The sequence below is a fragment of the Polaromonas sp. P1_F2 genome (assembly GCF_056405735.1).
This window is the reverse complement of record NZ_JBFUBN010000012.1, coordinates 14,282-31,262: the sequence shown is the minus strand read 5'-3', so window position 1 is coordinate 31,262 and position 16,981 is coordinate 14,282. Positions and strand designations below refer to the sequence as shown.

The window sequence follows — 16,981 nt, the reverse complement described above, 5'->3', positions numbered from 1 at the left end:
TTCTTTAATGATTGAATTTAATTTCATTTAAAGTAGATTTATGGAACAAATATCCCTTGATGAGATCGACCTCAAGCTGCTCGACAGCCTGCAGACCGATGCTTCACTGAGCAACCAGGCACTGGCAGAACACGTCCATATCTCACCGCCGACCTGTTTGCGCCGCGTCAAACGCCTGCGCGATGCGGGGCTGGTGGAACGCGACGTGGCGCTGCTCAATGTCGACAAGCTGGCCGCCATCACGGGCCATGGGCTGACAGCGCTGGTCGAGATCACGCTCGAGCGGCAAGGCGCTGAACAGCAGGAAGCGTTTGAGGTCCGGGTGATCACGGACGAAGCGGTGCAGCAGTGCTACCGCGTGTCGCCGGGGCCGGACTTCATGCTGGTGGTGCACATGGCCGACATGCCGCGCTACCTCGCGCTGGCGCAGCGGCTGTTTACCAGCGATGCCAATGTGCGCAACGTGAAGGCTTTCTTCAGCACGCGGCGCGCGAAGTTTGAGCCTCGGGTGTTGCTGGGCTCTTAAGCGCCCTGCTGCACTGACAACGCCTTGGGGTTCAGCGCGGGCTCGCCGACCTTGATCAGCGTGTTGCGGTCGGTGTGGTCGAAGGGCTGGTCGCGGCCTTCTATCTGCAGCACGGTGGTCTGGAAATAGGACCAGCTGCCGTCGGTATTGAGCGTGACCGCTATGCGCCAGGACAGCGTCGTGAAAGCATGTTCGATAAACGGGTTGGACACGATGCCATTGGTCAGGCTGCCGCGCTCAGAAACCAGCTCGAACTGCGTCGCATCGGCGGCGACCTTGCCACTGGCCATGGCAACCTGGCCGCGCGGGATCGCGAGCGTGTGATAGATGGTGCTGGTGGCCGGCTCCCACAGCCAGTAGCCGACCTGGTCATGGTAGGTCTTGGTGAAGCCGGGCTTGTGGATGAAGGTGTGGTACCGCAAACCGTACAGCGCCTGCGGGCCGTTGGTCTGCGCGTCTATGGGATGCAGCTCGTAACGCTCGATATAAGCCTGAGTCTTGGTGCCGGTGAGCACGGGTTTGACGTCGGCGCCGCGCGCGCCTTCCCAGATGCCGGCCATGGCGCGCAAAGGGCCCAGGTTGGCGAGCGTGTCGGGGTCGACCTCGGGCTCGGTATAGATGTCTTTGGGGAAGGCGTCGGTGCTCATGATGTCATTCCAGCCAATCGAAGGTGAATCAGTCCGCTTTTTTGGTTTGTTTAAGCAGGCCCCATGCCATGCCGGCCAGCGCCAGAACGCCCAACAGCAGGATGCCCCACAACACCAGGCTGCGCGTGGGCAGGCCGTCGCCCTGCGGCGAGCCGGCCACCAGCGGGCCGGCCAGGCCGCCGCCGGTGACGTCGGCTTTGGCCACATCGGCCTGCGCGAGAGGCAGCGCGTTTTCCTGTGAAGCCTGGTAGTTTGGGATCAGGCTGGCCATGGGCAAAAAGGCAGCGGCGGCGCTCGCCTGGCCGGCCGCCAGCGTGAACGGGCCCTGTCCGCTGGCCAGGAACACGAGTTGCGCGGGCTCGAACTGCAGCGCGATCTCGGGCGCAGCGGCAAAGCCCGGTGTCTTGGCGTCGGCTTCTATCTTCACTTCGCGCACCGAAGCGCCCTGCAAGTCGACCGGGCCGCTGGCCTGCTCCTTGCCGGCCGCGCCCAGGCGGTAGACCACCGAGCTGGCCAACAAGGCCCAGGGTTGCTCGCGATGGTTGCGGCCCAGCACGCGGATAGGCACAAGCACGTTGCTGCCTTGCGGCGTGATCTTGAGCGCGGCCACCGGCGTGGCAAACGGCAAGGCAAAACTCAGCTCGTGCGCGCTGGTGAGTGCGGGCGTCGCCATCGCCGCACTGACGCGCTGGCGCACGGCCGTGCTTTGCGAGGTGAGCAGCGTCGCGCCGCGCACGGTGACGGCGGCAGCACCCCAGCTGATGCGCAGGTAATGGTCCTTGAGGTCGGCCATGGACAGGTCAAGCCGCGTGTCGCCCAGGCTGGCCGCCGAGGCCGAAGAGTCCGCGCGGTAGAGCACGGTATCGGCCAGCGGGCGCCAGTTCTTGAGGTCCTTGCTGGCCTGCACGTTGAAGGTGACGGGCTGGCCGACCGGCAGGTCGGCGTCCAGCGTCATACTGGCCACGGGCTCCTTGAGCTTGCGCGCATCGAGCAGCGCGCCCAGCACTTTTTGCGGCGCTGCAGCCGAAGCGGTGGTGCCGCCCGTGTTGAGCTGCACCACACGTTTGCCCTGGCGCTCTTCGATGCGCAGCGACAGGCCCTCGAGCCCCGCCGCCGCGGCGCCCTCCGCGCCCAGGATGGGATAGGCGGGCAGCTTGACGCTGCGCTCCTGCGTGGAGGTCGGCGTGGGAACGCTGGCCAGCGCCATGGGCACGGGCTGGCCGGCGGCGTTAAAAATTCGCAGGTCGGCATAGGCCGGGCTTTGCAGCCGCACCAGCGCCTCGGCCGGCAGCAGCAGGCGCTGCAGCGGCGCGTCGGGCGCGGGCGTGACGGGAACGCGCACGGCATAGGACTTGGCATTGGCCGCGTCCCGCGCATCGGCGGCCAGCAGCGGCAGCGGGGCGGCCAGGCCGGCCGACAGCGCGAGGGTCAGGAACCGGGCGTACTCGAACTTCTTCATGGCAGGGCCTCTTCTTTCAGGTCAGGGGCATTGGGGGCCGCGGCAGTCTGCGCCTTGGGCGGCAGCGGCGCGAAATAGCCGACCACCAGCATCAGCACGCCGACCACGATGAAGGCAATGATGCGTTCGGCGCCACCGGCGTTCGACAGGTCGATGAGCAGCAGCTTGACGACGACCAGGCCCAGCAGGCCCGCGCCCACCAGCCACAGCGGCCGCTGCGCGCGTCGGTGCGCCAGCACCATGAGGCTCAGCGCCAGCAGCGTCCACAAGATCGCGTAGCCGGTCTGCACCACAAAGCTGGCGAACAGCGCCTCGGCATCCCAGCGCACACCGAAGAAATGGTGGGCGATGCGCAGCCAGACGGTGTTGACCGCGATGAACACCAGCAGGGCCAGCGCCACCAGCGCATTGCGGCCGGTGGCCCAGGCCGAGCCGGCAGGCGCCGGTACGGCCGTCACCAGCACACGGCGCCAGAACACCAGCCCACCCAGCGCGAGCGCCAGGGTCAGGTCGGTCGGGTTGAGCAGCGGGATGTAAGGCAGGGGCGCGGTGTGGCCCGAGGAATGGATGGCAGCGGCCAGCGTTCCCCAGAAGACCAGCACCGCCAGCGGCAGGGCCGCCAGCCAGTAGTAGGCCTGCGCATGCGGGTTCAGCGGCCAGGCGAAGGCCTGGCGCTGCGCCTGCCGGTTCGCCTTGCCGGCCCAGGTGGCCAGCAGCATGAGCACGCCAATGGCACTGACCAGCAACACCACGCCGGCCCAGGAGGTGCGCCAGAGCTCGGCCTTGCCAATGCCGGACCACAGGCAGTCGGCCAGCAGCACCGTGACCAGCCAGGCGCCGGCCGCATGCAGGAAGCCGAAGGGGGATACGCGGCCCGCACCGCCCGCCACGACCGGCGCCTGGGCCAGGCGGTCTGTCTGCCGCAGCATCCAGTAGTGCAGCACCAACACCACTGGCCACACGGCCCAGGCCGGTGTGGCCAGCACGCGGTAGCCTTCGCCGGTCTGCGCGAGGTAGCCCAGCGCCAGCACGGCGACGCTGATGCGCGCGGGCCAGGTCGCGACCGGCCACTGCTTCTTCAGGCCCAGCAGCATGGACAGGGCCATGCTGGCGACGACGGCCAGCATCATGAGGAGGCCGGTGGTGCGATCGCTGAAGACATGCCGGGGCATGGCATCGGCTTCCAGCGCCGGCACGCGGCGCGCGATTTCGAGCAGCCAACCCAGGCACCAGAAGGAAAAGCCGTAGAGGTACACGGGAACGGAAAGCCAGGACTCCACGCCCGCATAGGCCTTGGCCCACGAAGACTCGCTGTGCGGCAGGGGCCGGCGCAGCCACCAGGCCAGTTGCAGCGCGGGCAAGGCGATCAGCATCGCGCCTATGAAGGCCGGGTTGCCGAAAGGAATGGCATACACGTGGCTGCCCAGGCCGCCGGTGGCGTTGTCCAGCCCGCCCAGGAAAGCCATGGCCGCGACACCCTGCAGCAGCAGACCGAAGGCGCGCGGCATCCAGCGCGCCTGGCGCATGCCGACCCAGAAAGCGCCCGCGCCTTCGAGCGCCCAGACCGCCGAAGTCCATTGCGCATCGAGCGCCAGCGGCACGGCCAGCGTGGCAAAACCTACACCCACGGCCATAAAGCATTCAATCAGCAGGCGGTAGCTGGCCAGCGCGCGCCGCGCCAGCAGCATGGCCGTGAACAGGTAGAGCGCGGCAAAGCCCAGCGCCGAGAAAGCCGCGCCCAGTTCCATGCCGCGCACCAGCCCGGCCTGCAAGCCGAAGCCCGCGAGCGGCGTGCCGAAGACCAGCATGGTGTCGACCGCATTGCCCAGCCGGGTTGGCGTGTTGCGCGCATACAGGATGGCGGTGAACAGGTAGATCAATACGAAGCCGACGAGGAAAGGCTGGGCGCTCACGTAGTTCTCGGGTACGTACTTGAGAATGCCCCAGGCCGTGGCCACACCGAAGGTGGCGATGAACCCGACCACATTGAGGATGCGGCAGGAACGCTTGTACGCGATGAACAGAATCGCCAGGTTGAGCAGCGTGTAGTAGCTGAAGAGGCCCACGTGGCTGCCCTGCCCTGTCGACAGCAGCAACGGCACCGCAAAGCCGCCGGCGAAGGCCGCCACCGCCAGCGCGCGCGAATTCTGCAGCAGCGCCAGCGCGCAGCTCAGGCCGCAGACGATGATCATCAGCGCGAAGGCCGGCAGCGGATCCAGCAGGCCGTAAAGGCGGAAGGCCGCGAACACCGTGAGGTACATCACCGCGACGCCGGCGCCCTGCAGCGCGAGCGCGAAACCGGGCTTGTCGTTTCGCTTGCGAAAGCCCACGGCCAGCAGCGCGATGGCCGCCGCGCCTATGGCCGCGAGCCGGAACTCGACCGGGAACAGGCCGGCCGACGCGGCATAACGCGCCAGGAAAGACAGGCCGATGAACAGGATGACCAGGCCCACGCGTACGATGGTGTTGCCGCCCAGGAACCAGTTTTTGGCGGCGAGCAGGGCCAATTCCACCGGGTTGGGTTCGGCCGGTTTGTAGGCGGGCCTGGCGGTGGTGGCGGGCCTGGCGGGCGTAGCGGCAACTGCGGCAGGCTGCGCGCGCGGCAGGCCGTTGGGGGCCAGGTCAGGCACTTGCATCGGTGCCGGTGCCGCTTCGTTGTCGGCGGCGCTGGCCGGTGCTGAGGCAACGGGCAGCGGGCTGGTGTTTTCGAAATCCCTGGGTGCGGCGGCGTTTGGCGCACTTGCAGCGACAGGCGCGACCGTCGCCTGGCGAGCGGCGGGCGTCACCGGTTGCGGCGCTTTTTTCCGCATGGCCTCCACTTCGGCCCGCACCGCCCAGCGCAGTGACAGGCCGGCGAAGAGGCCGAGGAAGCCTCCCACAAAAGGACCGGCGTCGCCATGGCCCGGCCACAACCATCCCAGAACGATGCCCCACACAATGCTCCAGACGATCATGGCTTCAGCCCCCCTCTTTTATGAATGGGCTGATAGTACTTGATGGGGTTGGCGACGACGTCCGAGGGAAGAAGGCGGTATGCGCGTGTCAGGCGACGACAGGCACGGCGCGCGGCCTGGCCGGGACCTTGCCGGCCGCCGCGGTTTTTGACCTGCCCTGTTCCCGCGCGGTTTCCCAGAAGGCCCGCGCCAGCGGCGAAAGTTTGGCCACGTCCAGGCAGGCCAGGCCGACGGTGCGCGGCTGCGCGGGCAGCAGCGGCCGGTAGACCACGCCCTCGGGCGCATCGGGCAACGCCAGCCGCGCGGCGACGGAGACCGCCAGGCCACGCTGCACGAACTGCAGGATGGAGATGATTTGCGTGAAGTGGTAGAGCACCTTGGGCCGCGTGATGTTTTTCTGCAGGATGGGCACGATGACCGGGCCGCAGCCGGCCTCGGTCAGCACGAAGTCCAGGCCGCTGAGCGCGCTGATGGGCACGGCGGCGTGCGCGGCCAGCGCATGGCCGGCCGGCAGGATGGCGACGAACTCGTCCTGCACCAGCGGCAGCACTTCAAAGCGCTCGTCGGGCACCACGACGAAACCGAGCTCCACGCGTTTTTGCAGCAGCCAGTCGTCGACGACCTCGTCGCTTTCCTCCTCGATGCGCACCTGCGCGCCGGGATGGCCTTGCTTGAAGGCGGCCAGCAGGGGCGGCAGCAGGTTGACGGTGGAGGTAGGGCCGAAGGAGCCTATGCGCAGCGTGCCGGTCTTCAGTTCCCGGGCGTCGCCGAGTTCCTGCGCCATGGTGGCGGCCAGCGCCGTCATTTCGCGGGCGCGCAGCAGCAGGCGCTCGCCGGCGTCGGTCATGGAAACGCCCGAGGCATCGCGCAGGGCGAGCTTGACGCCGAACTCGGTTTCCAGCGCGCGCAGCGCATGGCTGACGGCCGACTGGGTGGTGCCCAGGCGCATAGCCGCGCGCGAAAAGCTGCGGCATTCGTCCAGGGTGATCAGCACTTCGAGTTGGGCCAGGGTCATGGTGCGTCAATCCTTTTACAGATATTCATGTCATGAGTAAACACTCATTTGATAGTGAGTAATTTAACAACTAATCTCATACACCAATCTACCTTATTTACGGTTTTCTCCCAAAACCCTGCCCCCATGACGACTGCGACCCCATCCGCCTCCGCCGCCCTGGCTTCCGCCGCGCCCCTTTCGCACACACCCAACCCCTCAAGCGGCAAGCTCTGGGGCCTTTACCTGCGCCTGACCTGCGTGCCGGTGCTATGGGGCGGCACCTTCATCGCGGGGCGTGTGATCTCGGCCCATCTGCCGCCGGCCACGGCCGGTTTTATCCGTTTTGTGTTCGCCACGCTGGCGCTGCTGGCGGCCCTGCACTTCACCGAAGGCCTGCGCGCCATCACGCGCATCACGCGGCGCCAGTTGCTGGGCACCATGGCGCTGGGCGCGACCGGCATCTTTGCCTACAACCTGCTGTTCTTCACCGCGCTGTCGGTGCTGCCGGCGGGCCGCACCTCGCTGATCATCGCGCTCAACCCGGTGGTCACGCTGCTGATCGCCGCCGCGCTGCTGGGCGACCGGCTGTCGGCCACACGCTGGCTGGGCGTGGCGCTGGCCCTGCTGGGCGTGTGGGTAGTGGTGACGCGTGGCGACCTCTCGCAGATCATGCAGTCGCTGAGCAAGGGCGAACTCGCGATGTTCGGCGCGGTCTGCGCCTGGGCTGTCTACACGCTGGTGGGCCGCAAGCTGCTGCAAGGCCTGTCGCCGGTGCTGGCCACGCTGTGGGCCGCGATCTGGGGCACGTTGTTTTTAGGTCTGCTGGCGCTGCGCGACATCCCCCACGTGAATGCCGCGTCGTTCACGCCCGAGGTCTGGGCCGGCCTGGTGTTCCTGGGCGTGCTTGGCACCGCCGTGGCCTTTGTCTGGTACTACGAAGGCCTGCGGCAGCTGGGCGCTGCGCGGACCGTGGTGTTCAACAATCTGGTGCCGGTGTTTGGGGTGCTGTTGGGGTGGTTGATTCTGGGTGAGCCTTTGAGCGTCAGCCTCCTGGCCGGCGGGGGGTTGGCGATATTTGGGGTGTTTTTGGTGAATCGCGTTAAATAGGTTTTTTCTTTGTTCCGACGGTGCGCTCTTCTCTTAGTCCTGCTGGCCGGGGGTAGCCCGGCGGCTACTCACTTTTAGCGAAACCCGCAAAGCGGGTTTTCTTTTGTTCGCCAAAAGGCGCGCTACGCGCGCGGGGTTTGCTCACTTCGCGAAGCGAAGTTACGCAAACACCAAAAGTAAGCAAAAGAAAAGGCGACCCTGGTTGCTGCGTCCCTCCGCTTCGCTACGGGCAACCTGCGGTGCTCGGTTCAGGCGGGGTCTCGCTAAACTCGCCTTCGGCTCAAACAACGCGATCCCTGATCCGCCTGAACCTGCGCTCCTCGGCGCATCCACAAGGGGTGGAGAAGGGATGCCAAATCCAAATACCGAATACAGAAGAAACAAGGACTCGCCGTGGCGAGTCCTTGTTTGTCTTGGTTTGTTCTTTGGTATTTGTCTTCTGTCCCCGATCCCGCTCCCGATTGCCCCGTCCTGGCTGGGCCGAGGAGCGCAGGCGTAGGCGGATCAGGGATCGCGCTTGTCTGAGCGAAGCGAGTTTGCGCGAGACCCCGCCGTAGTCGAGCACCGCAGGTTGCCCGTAGCGAAGCGTAGGGACCCAGACTGCGGGTCGCCTTTCTTTTGGGTACTTTTCTTTGGCGAAGCAAAGAAAAGTGCCTCGCCCGCCGGGGCGAGTCCCGGCCAGCAGAACTCAGAAGAAACACCTTGCCGCCGGGCTACCCCCGGCCAGAAACCCTCAGCAGAGGGCCGGCGCACAAGCCAGGGCAACCTCGCGCCAGCTCTACTTAGCGTAAGTCACAGTCTTTTTGCCGAATCCCGCCAAAATTTCAGCGTTGGGACACACGGCTTCTTCGAGCATGAAGGTGTTACCGGCCATATAGCTGATCGGCAACAACGCCTTCGCAAAGTTTCCCGGATTTGGGAATACGCGCAAGCACTTGGTCTCGGCCTGAACAACCGTTGCCTTGAACACAAAGGGTTGGTCAGCCTGCGTCGATCGGACGAAGAATTCATGCGAATCTGGCGTGATCTGCAGCACCGCATAGCTCTTGGTGCCCAGCGCCACCCAGTCTTGCTGGCCCGATCCGAAGACGGCGTCAACGCCACCGGAGTTGAATGCCGACTCGCGGTAGACCAGGAGGGTGGACTGGTTGGTTTCCTGAGGCCTGGACATGGGGACAAGTTTTGCAGGCGCGCACCCGCTCAAGACCAGGATCACTCCCACCGCTGCGCAAATTTTTCTCATGTTTTTCCAGTGTTGTTGTTTCGAAATAGGGCTGACTCCTGAGCCAGCTGGCTCAGGATATCGTCTTCTTGGCCGGGCGCTTCCAGTTCGGCAGGCTGACCTGCTTGCCGCGCGCCACGCTGAGCGCCTCGGGCGGCGTGCTCTTGGTGATGGTGGAGCCGCCGCCCACCGTGCCGCCCGCGCCTATGGTGACGGGCGCGACCAGCACGCAGTTGCTGCCGATGTGCACGTCGGCCTCGATCACCGTGCGGTGCTTGTTGGCGCCGTCGTAATTGGCGGTGATGCTGCCGGCGCCGTAGTTGACGCGCTCACCCACGGTGGCGTCGCCCAGGTAGGCCAGGTGGTTGGCCTTGGCGCCCTTGGCCAGGGTGGAGTTCTTGACCTCGACGAAATTGCCGATGTGCACCTCGGCGCCCAGCTGCGCGCCGGGGCGCAGGCGCGCGAAGGGGCCGATCAGTGCGCCCTCGCCCACTTTCACGCCGAGTTTTTCGCCGTCGATGTGGGTGAAGGGGTGGATGACGGCGCCGGCGGCGATGCTGCAGTTGGCGATGACGCAGTTCGCGCCTATGCGCACGCCCTCGCCCAGGGTGACCGCGCCTTCAAAGACGCAGTTCACGTCGATCTCGACGTCCTGGCCGCAGACTAGCGTGCCGCGCACGTCCAGGCGCGCCGGGTCGGCCAGGCGCACGCCCTGCTCCATCAGTGCGACGGCCAGGCGGCTTTGGTGGACGCGCTCGAGCTCGGCCAGTTGCACCGGGCTGTTGACACCGGCCACCTGGGCGGCGTCGGTGATCTGGTGGGCCACCACGGCCACGCCGTCGGCCACGGCGAACTTCACGATGTCGGTCAGGTAGTACTCACCCTGGGCGTTCTTGTTGTCGAGCCGGGCCAGCCAGGCGCGCAGGAGGCGCGTGGGCACGGCCATGATGCCGCTGTAGATTTCGCGGATCTCGCGCTGGGCGGCGCTGGCGTCCTTGTGCTCGACGATGGCGCGCACCTGCGATGACACTTCGGCACCGGCACGCACGATGCGGCCGTAGCCCGTGGGGTCGGCCATGCTGAGCGTGAGCAGCGCCAGGCGCTGGCCGTCGCACTGGTCAATCAGTGCCTGCAAGGTGGCGGCCTGGGTCAGCGGCACGTCGCCCGAGAGCACCAGCGTGACGCCGTCGTCGGCCAGCAGAGGCAGGGCCTGCTGCACCGCGTGGCCGGTGCCGAGCTGCGGCTCCTGGCGCGCGAAGCGCAGCGCCACCGGGGTTGCTGTAGCGCCCGCGGCCTCGGTAAAACGCTTGCAGGCGGCCTCGACTTCCGCCGCGCCATGGCCGGTAATGACCACTGCCTGGCGCGCCGACACCGAGGCGGCGCATTCGATGACATGCGCCAGCAAAGCTTTCCCGCCCAATCGGTGTAACACTTTAGGCAAACTGCTTTTCATCCGCGTGCCTTTGCCCGCGGCCATGATGACGACATCGATTGGGGTTGCCATGAAATTTCCTCTGGATCTTGGGGTGATGACGCGTTCCCGGGCCGCCGGGGCGGGCACGGGACGCTGCACACGGATTATCGGCGGGCTGGCCGTCCTGCTGCTGGCCGGGCTGCTGCAAAGCTGCAGCCTCATGAAACTCGCCTACAACCAGGCGCCCGAACTGGCCTACTGGCAGCTGGACCGGCACTTCGACTTCACCGACGCGCAAAGTCTGCAGGTCAAGGCCGACCTCGACAAACTGCAGGCCTGGCACCGCCAGACGCAGCTGCCCGGCTACATCGAGGCGCTGCAAAAGCTGCAGCATCAAATGCCTTCGGACACGGACGCCGCGGCGGCCTGCGCGATCTACACCGACGTGCGTGGCAAACTCGTGGCGCTGGCGCGGCAGGCGGAGCCGCCCATGGCGACCCTGGTCGGTTCGCTGCAGGCCGGCCAGCTCAAAACCCTGGAACGCCGCTTCGCCAAAGGCAATGACGAGTACCGCGAGGACTTCCTCGAAGCCTCGCCCAAGGCCCAGCGCGACAAGCGCTACAAGGAGGCGGTCAAGCGCGCCGAAATGCTCTACGGCCGGCTTGAGAAAAAGCAGCTGGCCGTGATTGAGCGGCGCATCGACAGCTCGCATTTCGACGCGCCGCGCAGTTACGCGGAAAAAATCCGGCGCCAGCAGGACGCCCTGCATACGCTGCGCCCGCTGGTGGCAGGCCAGGGCACACCCGAGAAAACCCAGGCCGCGATGCGCGGGCTGTTTGAGCGCACACTCACCTCACCCGATGCGGCTTACCGCGACTACATGGAGAAGCTGACGCAGGACGCTTGCGCCACGCTGGCGGAACTGCACAACAGCACGACGCCGGCGCAGCGCCACAAGGCGGTGGAGACCCTGCACCGCTACGAGCAGGATTTCAGGATTTTGAACGCGCAGAAATCCTGAGGATCACCCGCAAAAAGCCGAGCTATTGGCCTGGCGACTTGGAGTGCGAACGCCCTTCCTCTTCTGCCTTTTTCAGCTCTTCCGCCTGCTGTGGCGATTCGGGCCTGGCGGCCTCGGCGTCGGACTTGACGTCGGCATCCTTCAGGTAGGACTTGATCTTCTCCTGGTATTTTCGCGTGCCTTCGTAGCTGCCCTCGCCCATCTGGCCGGACGGGCCGTCGCCAGGCTGCGATTGGCGCGGCTGGAACTCGCGCGAGCCGCTGCTTTGCTGTTGCTGCTGGTTGGAGAAGCGGGGCGGCTGCTGCTGCAGCCGTGCGCCGGGGGCTTGTGCGTGGTCCATGAGCGTCTCCTGGGTGGTGTCTGGTCTCGCCACATCACGGGCAAGAGAGCTACCTTAGAACCGGGAACGGGGGGCGCGTGTCATCCACCAAGGGGGCTTGCTGTCGGCGCCCGCCTACAGGGCTGAATCAGAGTAACGGAACCTGCGGAGGGGGCGTGTCGTAATAGTCCGCAATGCGCTCCAGCGCCCGGGTGTTGAGCAGGCGCAACTTGCCGTCGAGGATCTCGTGCAGGCCCAGCTGGCGCAGGCGCCTCAAGGTCTTGTTGGTGTGCACCAGCGACAGCCCCAGCGCGTCGGCGATGTGCTGCTGGTTGATCGGAAATTCGATCATGCCGCCGGCGGCCATGCCCACGCGCTCGAGCCGGCGGAATAAATGCATCAGCAGCATGGCCACGCGTTCGGTGGCATTGCGCCGCCCAGCCGTCAGCAAGTGGTCGTCGACCATGCCCTCTTCTCGCGCCGCCAGCCAGGTGATGTCATAGCCCAGGTTGGGGAAATTGCGGAACAGCTCCCACAGACCCTCACGCGGGAACACGCAGAGGCTGGCATCGGTCACGGCCTCGATGCCGTGCATGGCGCCGTCGGCGAATTTCTGCTGCAGGCCGATGAAGTCGCCCGGCAGCAAAAAGTTGAGGATTTGCCGGCGGCCGTCGCTCAAAGTCTTGTAACGAAAGGCCCAGCCCGAGTACAGCGTGAAGAGTTTGCCGTTGGGTTGCTGCTCGGGAAGTATGGTGGCGCCGGCCTTCACCATCGCGGTGCCGGTGCGGAAGGCTTCGAGGAACTTCAATTCTTCGGCATTGACGGGCATGAAAGCCCGGGTCTCACGCAAGCCGCAGGCATTGCAATCTGGCGGGCAGATCGCTGAAGTTGGCGTGGGAATATTCATAAAAGAATCATCTTAGGCGCATTTACCTGTGTCTTTTGACATTGTGCGCCTACGTGTGGGCCGCTACATTGGGCCGCAATGACAAAAACAAGCACCACTCTGTATGAAATCCTTTACGTCAGCACGCTGGCCCCCGAAGCGCCGCTGAGCGTCGTCGCAGACATCGCCGCCAAGGCCCGCCGGGCCAATGCGGAGCGCGACATCACGGGGCTGCTGATTTTTGACGGCATGCGCTTTTGCCAGCAGTTTGAAGGCGGGCAAAAGCAGGTGCTGGCGCTGCAGGAGCGCATACGCCAGGACAGCCGCCATATCAATATGCAGGTCGTGCACCACGGCGAACTGGCCGCCCGCCGGTTCCGGCGCTTCAGCCTGGGCTATTGCCTGGTCGAGGATGAGGACGTGCTGGAACGCATGGAGCGCCTGGACGGCCAGGCCGCGCTCGATGTTTTTGTCGGGCTGCTGTCCAGCCTGGACCTGGATTCCTGACCGCGCCGGGCTTCAGCCCTGCAAAGCCTTCCACATCTCCTGATCGCGTTCCGCAGTCCAGATACGCGGGTTCTTGATGCCGCTGGCTTCGTCAAAGGCACGGCTCACGTCGAACGGCAGGCAGTGCTCATAGATGAACACATGGCCGAAAACCGGGTCCATGCTTTTGCGTGTGTGGTCCATGGCGGCCTTGAGGTCCATGCCGGCTGCTGCCGCTTCCTTGCCGGCTTTGTACAGCGTCTCTACCCAGCGCTTGGTGTAATCCAGTGCCTTGTTGACATTGGCCGCGCCCTTCATGGCCTCGCCGCGGCCCGGCACGATGGCCTCGGCCTTCAGCGCGCGCAAGGCTTCGAGCGTCGCGGGCCATTCCTCGAGCTGGGCGTCGCCGGTGTAGACGCCCGCCTCGTATTCGACCAGGTCGCCCGAGAACAGCACTTTTTCTTCTTCGATCCAGGCAATCGTGTCGCCGCGTGTATGGCCGGGGCCGGGATGCCAGACCTGCACCTTCACTCCGCCCAGGTCCAGCACCAGCTTGCCGGGCTTTTCGCCTTTGACGGGATTGCCGCCGTCTATCACCAGCGTCGGCCAGGTCAGGCCGGGCACGCTTTCGGCATTGCGGAACAGCCGCGGGAAGCGCTCCATCTCGCTTTGCATGTCCTGCGCGCCGCGCTCGACGATGAGCTCATAAGTGCCCTGGCTGGCGATGATCTCGGTCGCGCCCTCGGCCGCGTAGGCGCTGGCGCCCAGCACGCGCACCGCGTGGTAGTGCGTGAGCAGCACGTACTTGATGGGCTTGTCGCTGATGCTGCGTATGCGCGCGATCAGGTCCTGCGCCATCGCCGGGGTGGCCGTGGCGTCGCTGACCATGATGAACTTGTCGCCGATGATGACGCCGGAATTGGGGTCGCCCTCGGCGGTATAGGCCCAGCAGTGCGCGCTGAGCTGCTCGAAGGTGATGGTCTTGTCGGTCAGGTCGGACTGGGAGGCGAAGGCTTTGGACATGGGGTTTCCTGGTGGGGGCGCGGCGGGACAAGGCCGCCGGCTTTGCCGGAATTTTACTTAAACGTAATGCGTTACGAATAGTTGAATCGCAAACCCCAGTCCTCCGCCGCAACGCTCACTCGGGTTCTATACCCGCCGCCTTGATGATTTTTCCCCATTTGAGGGTCTCGTCCGCCTGGAACTTGCGCAGCTCTTCGGGACTGCTGGTGAAGATCTCGATGCCGCTGGACTGGTAAAAGGGCGCGGCCGAGGAACTGCGCGCGGCGCGCGCGAGCATGTCGGCGAGTTTGGCCACCACATCGGCGGGTGTGCCGGCCGGCGCGTAGGCGGCAAACCAGTAGGTCATCTCATAGCCCTTGACGCCGGCTTCGGCGATGGTGGGCACATCCGGCGCCAGCGGCGAGCGCTGCCGCGTGGACACACCCAGCGCCTTGAGCTTGCCGGCCTTGACCTGCGGCAGGCCGGTGGCCATGTCGGTGATCATCATGTCGATCTGGCCGCCGAGCAGGTCGGTCACGGCCGGCGGGTTGCTCTTGTAGGGAATGTTCAGGATGTAGGTGCCCGTCATCTGCTTGAACTGCTCCCCCGCGACACGGCTGGAGGAGCTGCCGCTACCGAAGGACAGCTTGCCCGGCTTGGATTTAGCCAGCTTGATGAAATCGGCGACGCTGTTCACCGGCAGCGCCGGGTTGACGACCATGATCTGGCCGCCGCGCCCCAGGGCGGTGAGCGGCGCGAAGTCCTTGACCGGGTCATAGGGCAGCTTCTTGAACAGGTGCTCGTTGGCCGATTGCGTGGTGTTAGTGGTGATGAAGACGGTATAGCCGTCGGGTTTGGCTTTCGCCGCCGCCTGGGCGCCGATAAAACTGTTGGCGCCGGGCCGGTTGTCGACCAGCACGCTGGCCTTGCTGTCGTTGGTCACGGCCTGGCCCAGGGCGCGCGCCAGCTGGTCGGTGGCGCTGCCGGCGGCAAAGGGCACGATGAAGGTGATGGGCTTGTCGGGAAAGCCCTGGGCCGGCGACAGCCCGGGCGCCAGCGCGCAGAGCGCGGCGGCGGCGGCGAGCATCAGGGGGCGGATGCGCGGGTTTGTGAAGTTCGATAGTGAGGGGGCCATGTTTGTCTCCTTTTTTAATTGAAAAACCAGTCGGTATGCGTCAGTGCCGGGCCCGCGAGCAAGGGAGCCAGGCCGGCGGGAATCTCTATCGGCAAGTCCAGCAGCCAGAAGGACAGGGCCTTGCCGTGGGTGTCGAGGTTCAGCGCATCGTTGACGCCGCCGTCGAGCACTTCGTCGAGCACAAAATTCAGCGCCGCCAGCCCCGGCAGTTCAAAACGCTGCACGCGCGCTGGCCGTCTATGGGCAAAGCGCTGCGCCACCACGGCCTCGGTCAGCTGCGCCAGCAGCACGGGGTAGAGGTCGGGATGCCAGGCGATCACGCTGATGTTGGAGCGGTTGCCTTTGTCGCCGGTGCGGCCGTGGGCGGTGCGGTACAGCGGAACCGTGATGCGGGCTTCGTTCATGCGGCCTCCTGAGGGGCGTCCAGCATGGCGAAGCGCAAAGGCACGGCGTCGCGCGGCACCAGGCAGGACAAGGTATTGAGCCGCGGTGTCAGCGAGGTTCGCACACCGCCGCCGCCGGCCGGGCCGCAGCAATACAGCGCCGTGACTTCGCGCGGCAGGCGCTCGGCCTGGGCGCGGTCGGCGTGGGTGGCGGCGACACGCAGGCGTACGTCTCGCGCATCACCTGCGGGAAGCTCTTCCCGCAAGCGGCCCGCATCGTCACCCATGATGCTGAGCGCGCCTATGAGGTCCACACGCAGCGCCAGGTCCGGCAGGCGCCGGCGCAGCACCTCCGCGGCCAGGCGCGCACGCGCCTCGGCGCGGGGCCCGGCATAAGAGATTTCACCTTCGGCCAGCCAGCCGCCTTCATGGCAGACATTGACCTTGAGGCTGGCCGGCCGCGCATGGCCGCGCACGCCGGTCAGGGCCACACGGTCGGGCCCGATGAGGCTGACTTGCGCGGCGCTGATGTCGGCCACCACGTCGGGTGTCAGGTAGGCGGCCGGGTCGTGGACCTCGTACAGCAGTTGTTCCTTGACGCCGGCCAGGCTGACCACGCCGCCCGTGCCCGCCGCCTTGCCGATGACGCAGTGGCCCTCGCTGTCGATTTCGGCGATGGGGTAGCCCACGTTGTGGAGCTCCGGCACGTCCTTGTAGCCCGGGTCGGCGAAATAGCCGCCGCAGACCTGGGCGCCGCACTCCAGCAGGTGGCCCGCCATGGTCGCGCGCGCCAGCCGGTCCCAGTCGTCGGCGCGCCAGCCGAAATGCGACATCGCCGGCCCAACGGTCAGCGAAGGATCGGCGACGCGCCCGGCCACCACGATCTGCGCGCCGGCGTCCAGCGCGGCGGCGATGGCTTCAGCACCTATATAGGCGTTGGCGCTCACTTTGCGGATGCCGTCCATCGCGGCGCCCAGCTCGGCGCGCAGCAGCGGCTCGTGCTGCGCACCCGAGAGGTCGTCGCCCGCCACCACGGCAATGCGCGGCGCCGGCAGGCCCATGCCGGCGGCCATAGCCTGGATGTGGCGGGCGGCTGCCAGCGGGTTGGCGGCGCCGAAGTTGCTCACGATGCGGATGTTGTGCGCCAGGCAGCGCGCCAGCACCGGCCGCAGCATGTCGTCCAGCAGCGGCTCGAAGCCGGCATCCGGGTCGGCCCGGCGCCGCAATTGCGCCAGCGCCAGCGTGCGTTCGGCCAGGGTTTCAAAAATCAGGAAGGCCGGCCCGCCGCGCGCGACCAGGGTGTCGACCACCGGCCCGGCGGCGTCCACGCGGTCGCCGGAAAAACCGGCGGCGCAGCCGATCAAAAGAGGAGCGGGGGAGGATGGAGTCATGAACGGGCGGTGAGGAGCCCTGAATTTAGGCC

General features: G+C 66.2%; 16 protein-coding genes. 4 read left to right on the top strand and 12 right to left on the bottom strand.

Annotated elements, in window-relative coordinates:
• Positions 1-40 precede the first annotated feature (40 nt).
• Entirely contained in the window at positions 41-526 is a 486-nt protein-coding gene (locus AC1D0O_RS20430) for an Lrp/AsnC family transcriptional regulator (protein WP_477655319.1), read from the top strand.
• Here AC1D0O_RS20430 and AC1D0O_RS20425 read toward each other — a convergent pair.
• The 4 genes from AC1D0O_RS20425 to AC1D0O_RS20410 form a co-directional block, all read right to left on the bottom strand.
• Positions 523-1,173 carry an FABP family protein gene (locus AC1D0O_RS20425; RefSeq protein WP_477655318.1) on the bottom strand — a complete coding sequence of 217 codons (651 nt, stop codon included), beginning with the start codon at positions 1,171-1,173 and terminating at the stop codon, positions 523-525. The genes AC1D0O_RS20430 and AC1D0O_RS20425 overlap by 4 nt on opposite strands.
• A gap of 28 nt (positions 1,174-1,201) precedes the next feature.
• Complete coding sequence (locus tag AC1D0O_RS20420) at positions 1,202-2,632, bottom strand: DUF3999 domain-containing protein (RefSeq protein WP_477655317.1); 1,431 nt, start codon at positions 2,630-2,632, stop codon at positions 1,202-1,204.
• Positions 2,629-5,586: a DUF2339 domain-containing protein gene (locus AC1D0O_RS20415; protein ID WP_477655316.1), complete on the bottom strand. Its 2,958-nt coding sequence runs from the start codon at positions 5,584-5,586 to the stop codon at positions 2,629-2,631. Before AC1D0O_RS20415 ends, AC1D0O_RS20420 begins: the two co-directional genes overlap by 4 nt.
• 88 nt (positions 5,587-5,674) lie before the next feature.
• Positions 5,675-6,601 carry a LysR family transcriptional regulator gene (locus AC1D0O_RS20410; RefSeq protein WP_477655315.1) on the bottom strand — a complete coding sequence of 309 codons (927 nt, stop codon included), beginning with the start codon at positions 6,599-6,601 and terminating at the stop codon, positions 5,675-5,677.
• 126 nt (positions 6,602-6,727) lie between these two features.
• Here AC1D0O_RS20410 and AC1D0O_RS20405 point away from each other — a divergent pair, with 126 nt between their 5' ends.
• The gene (locus tag AC1D0O_RS20405) at positions 6,728-7,690 is read left to right on the top strand and encodes a DMT family transporter (RefSeq protein ID WP_477655314.1); all 963 of its coding nucleotides are present in this window, start codon (positions 6,728-6,730) and stop codon (positions 7,688-7,690) included.
• Positions 7,691-8,468: 778 nt separating this feature from the next.
• Here the strand turns inward: AC1D0O_RS20405 and AC1D0O_RS20400 are convergent.
• Complete coding sequence (locus tag AC1D0O_RS20400; RefSeq protein ID WP_477655313.1) at positions 8,469-8,933, bottom strand: hypothetical protein; 465 nt, start codon at positions 8,931-8,933, stop codon at positions 8,469-8,471.
• Positions 8,934-8,985: 52 nt separating this feature from the next.
• Entirely contained in the window at positions 8,986-10,416 is a 1,431-nt protein-coding gene (gene glmU, locus AC1D0O_RS20395; RefSeq protein ID WP_477655312.1) for a bifunctional UDP-N-acetylglucosamine diphosphorylase/glucosamine-1-phosphate N-acetyltransferase GlmU, read from the bottom strand.
• Between glmU and AC1D0O_RS20390 the strand changes: the two genes are divergently transcribed.
• Entirely contained in the window at positions 10,415-11,347 is a 933-nt protein-coding gene (locus AC1D0O_RS20390) for a DUF6279 family lipoprotein (RefSeq protein WP_477655311.1), read from the top strand. The two genes, glmU and AC1D0O_RS20390, sit on opposite strands and share 2 nt — an antisense overlap.
• A gap of 22 nt (positions 11,348-11,369) precedes the next feature.
• On the opposite strand, the gene AC1D0O_RS20385 is transcribed toward AC1D0O_RS20390, so the two are convergent.
• On the bottom strand, positions 11,370-11,687 hold the full coding sequence (locus tag AC1D0O_RS20385; RefSeq protein ID WP_477655310.1) for a hypothetical protein: 318 nt from the start codon (positions 11,685-11,687) through the stop codon (positions 11,370-11,372).
• Between the two features lie 127 nt (positions 11,688-11,814).
• Entirely contained in the window at positions 11,815-12,573 is a 759-nt protein-coding gene (locus AC1D0O_RS20380; protein WP_477655309.1) for a Crp/Fnr family transcriptional regulator, read from the bottom strand.
• Between the two features lie 78 nt (positions 12,574-12,651).
• Between AC1D0O_RS20380 and AC1D0O_RS20375 the strand changes: the two genes are divergently transcribed.
• A complete protein-coding gene (locus AC1D0O_RS20375) occupies positions 12,652-13,059 on the top strand; it encodes a BLUF domain-containing protein (protein WP_477655308.1) in 408 nt (135 codons plus the stop codon).
• A 12-nt stretch (positions 13,060-13,071) separates the two neighbouring features.
• Here the strand turns inward: AC1D0O_RS20375 and AC1D0O_RS20370 are convergent, their stop codons facing one another.
• The 4 genes from AC1D0O_RS20370 to AC1D0O_RS20355 all read right to left on the bottom strand — a co-directional run bounded on the left by AC1D0O_RS20370 (position 13,072) and on the right by AC1D0O_RS20355 (position 16,949).
• Positions 13,072-14,061, bottom strand: coding sequence for an MBL fold metallo-hydrolase (locus AC1D0O_RS20370; protein ID WP_477655307.1), 990 nt, complete (start codon positions 14,059-14,061; stop codon positions 13,072-13,074).
• Positions 14,062-14,176: 115 nt separating this feature from the next.
• Positions 14,177-15,175 carry a Bug family tripartite tricarboxylate transporter substrate binding protein gene (locus AC1D0O_RS20365; protein ID WP_477655306.1) on the bottom strand — a complete coding sequence of 333 codons (999 nt, stop codon included), beginning with the start codon at positions 15,173-15,175 and terminating at the stop codon, positions 14,177-14,179.
• A 14-nt stretch (positions 15,176-15,189) separates the two neighbouring features.
• A complete protein-coding gene (locus AC1D0O_RS20360; protein WP_477655305.1) occupies positions 15,190-15,579 on the bottom strand; it encodes an AtuA-related protein in 390 nt (129 codons plus the stop codon).
• A complete protein-coding gene (locus AC1D0O_RS20355; RefSeq protein WP_477655304.1) occupies positions 15,576-16,949 on the bottom strand; it encodes an acyclic terpene utilization AtuA family protein in 1,374 nt (457 codons plus the stop codon). The genes AC1D0O_RS20360 and AC1D0O_RS20355 overlap by 4 nt, the downstream gene beginning before the upstream one ends.
• Positions 16,950-16,981: the final 32 nt, after the last annotated feature.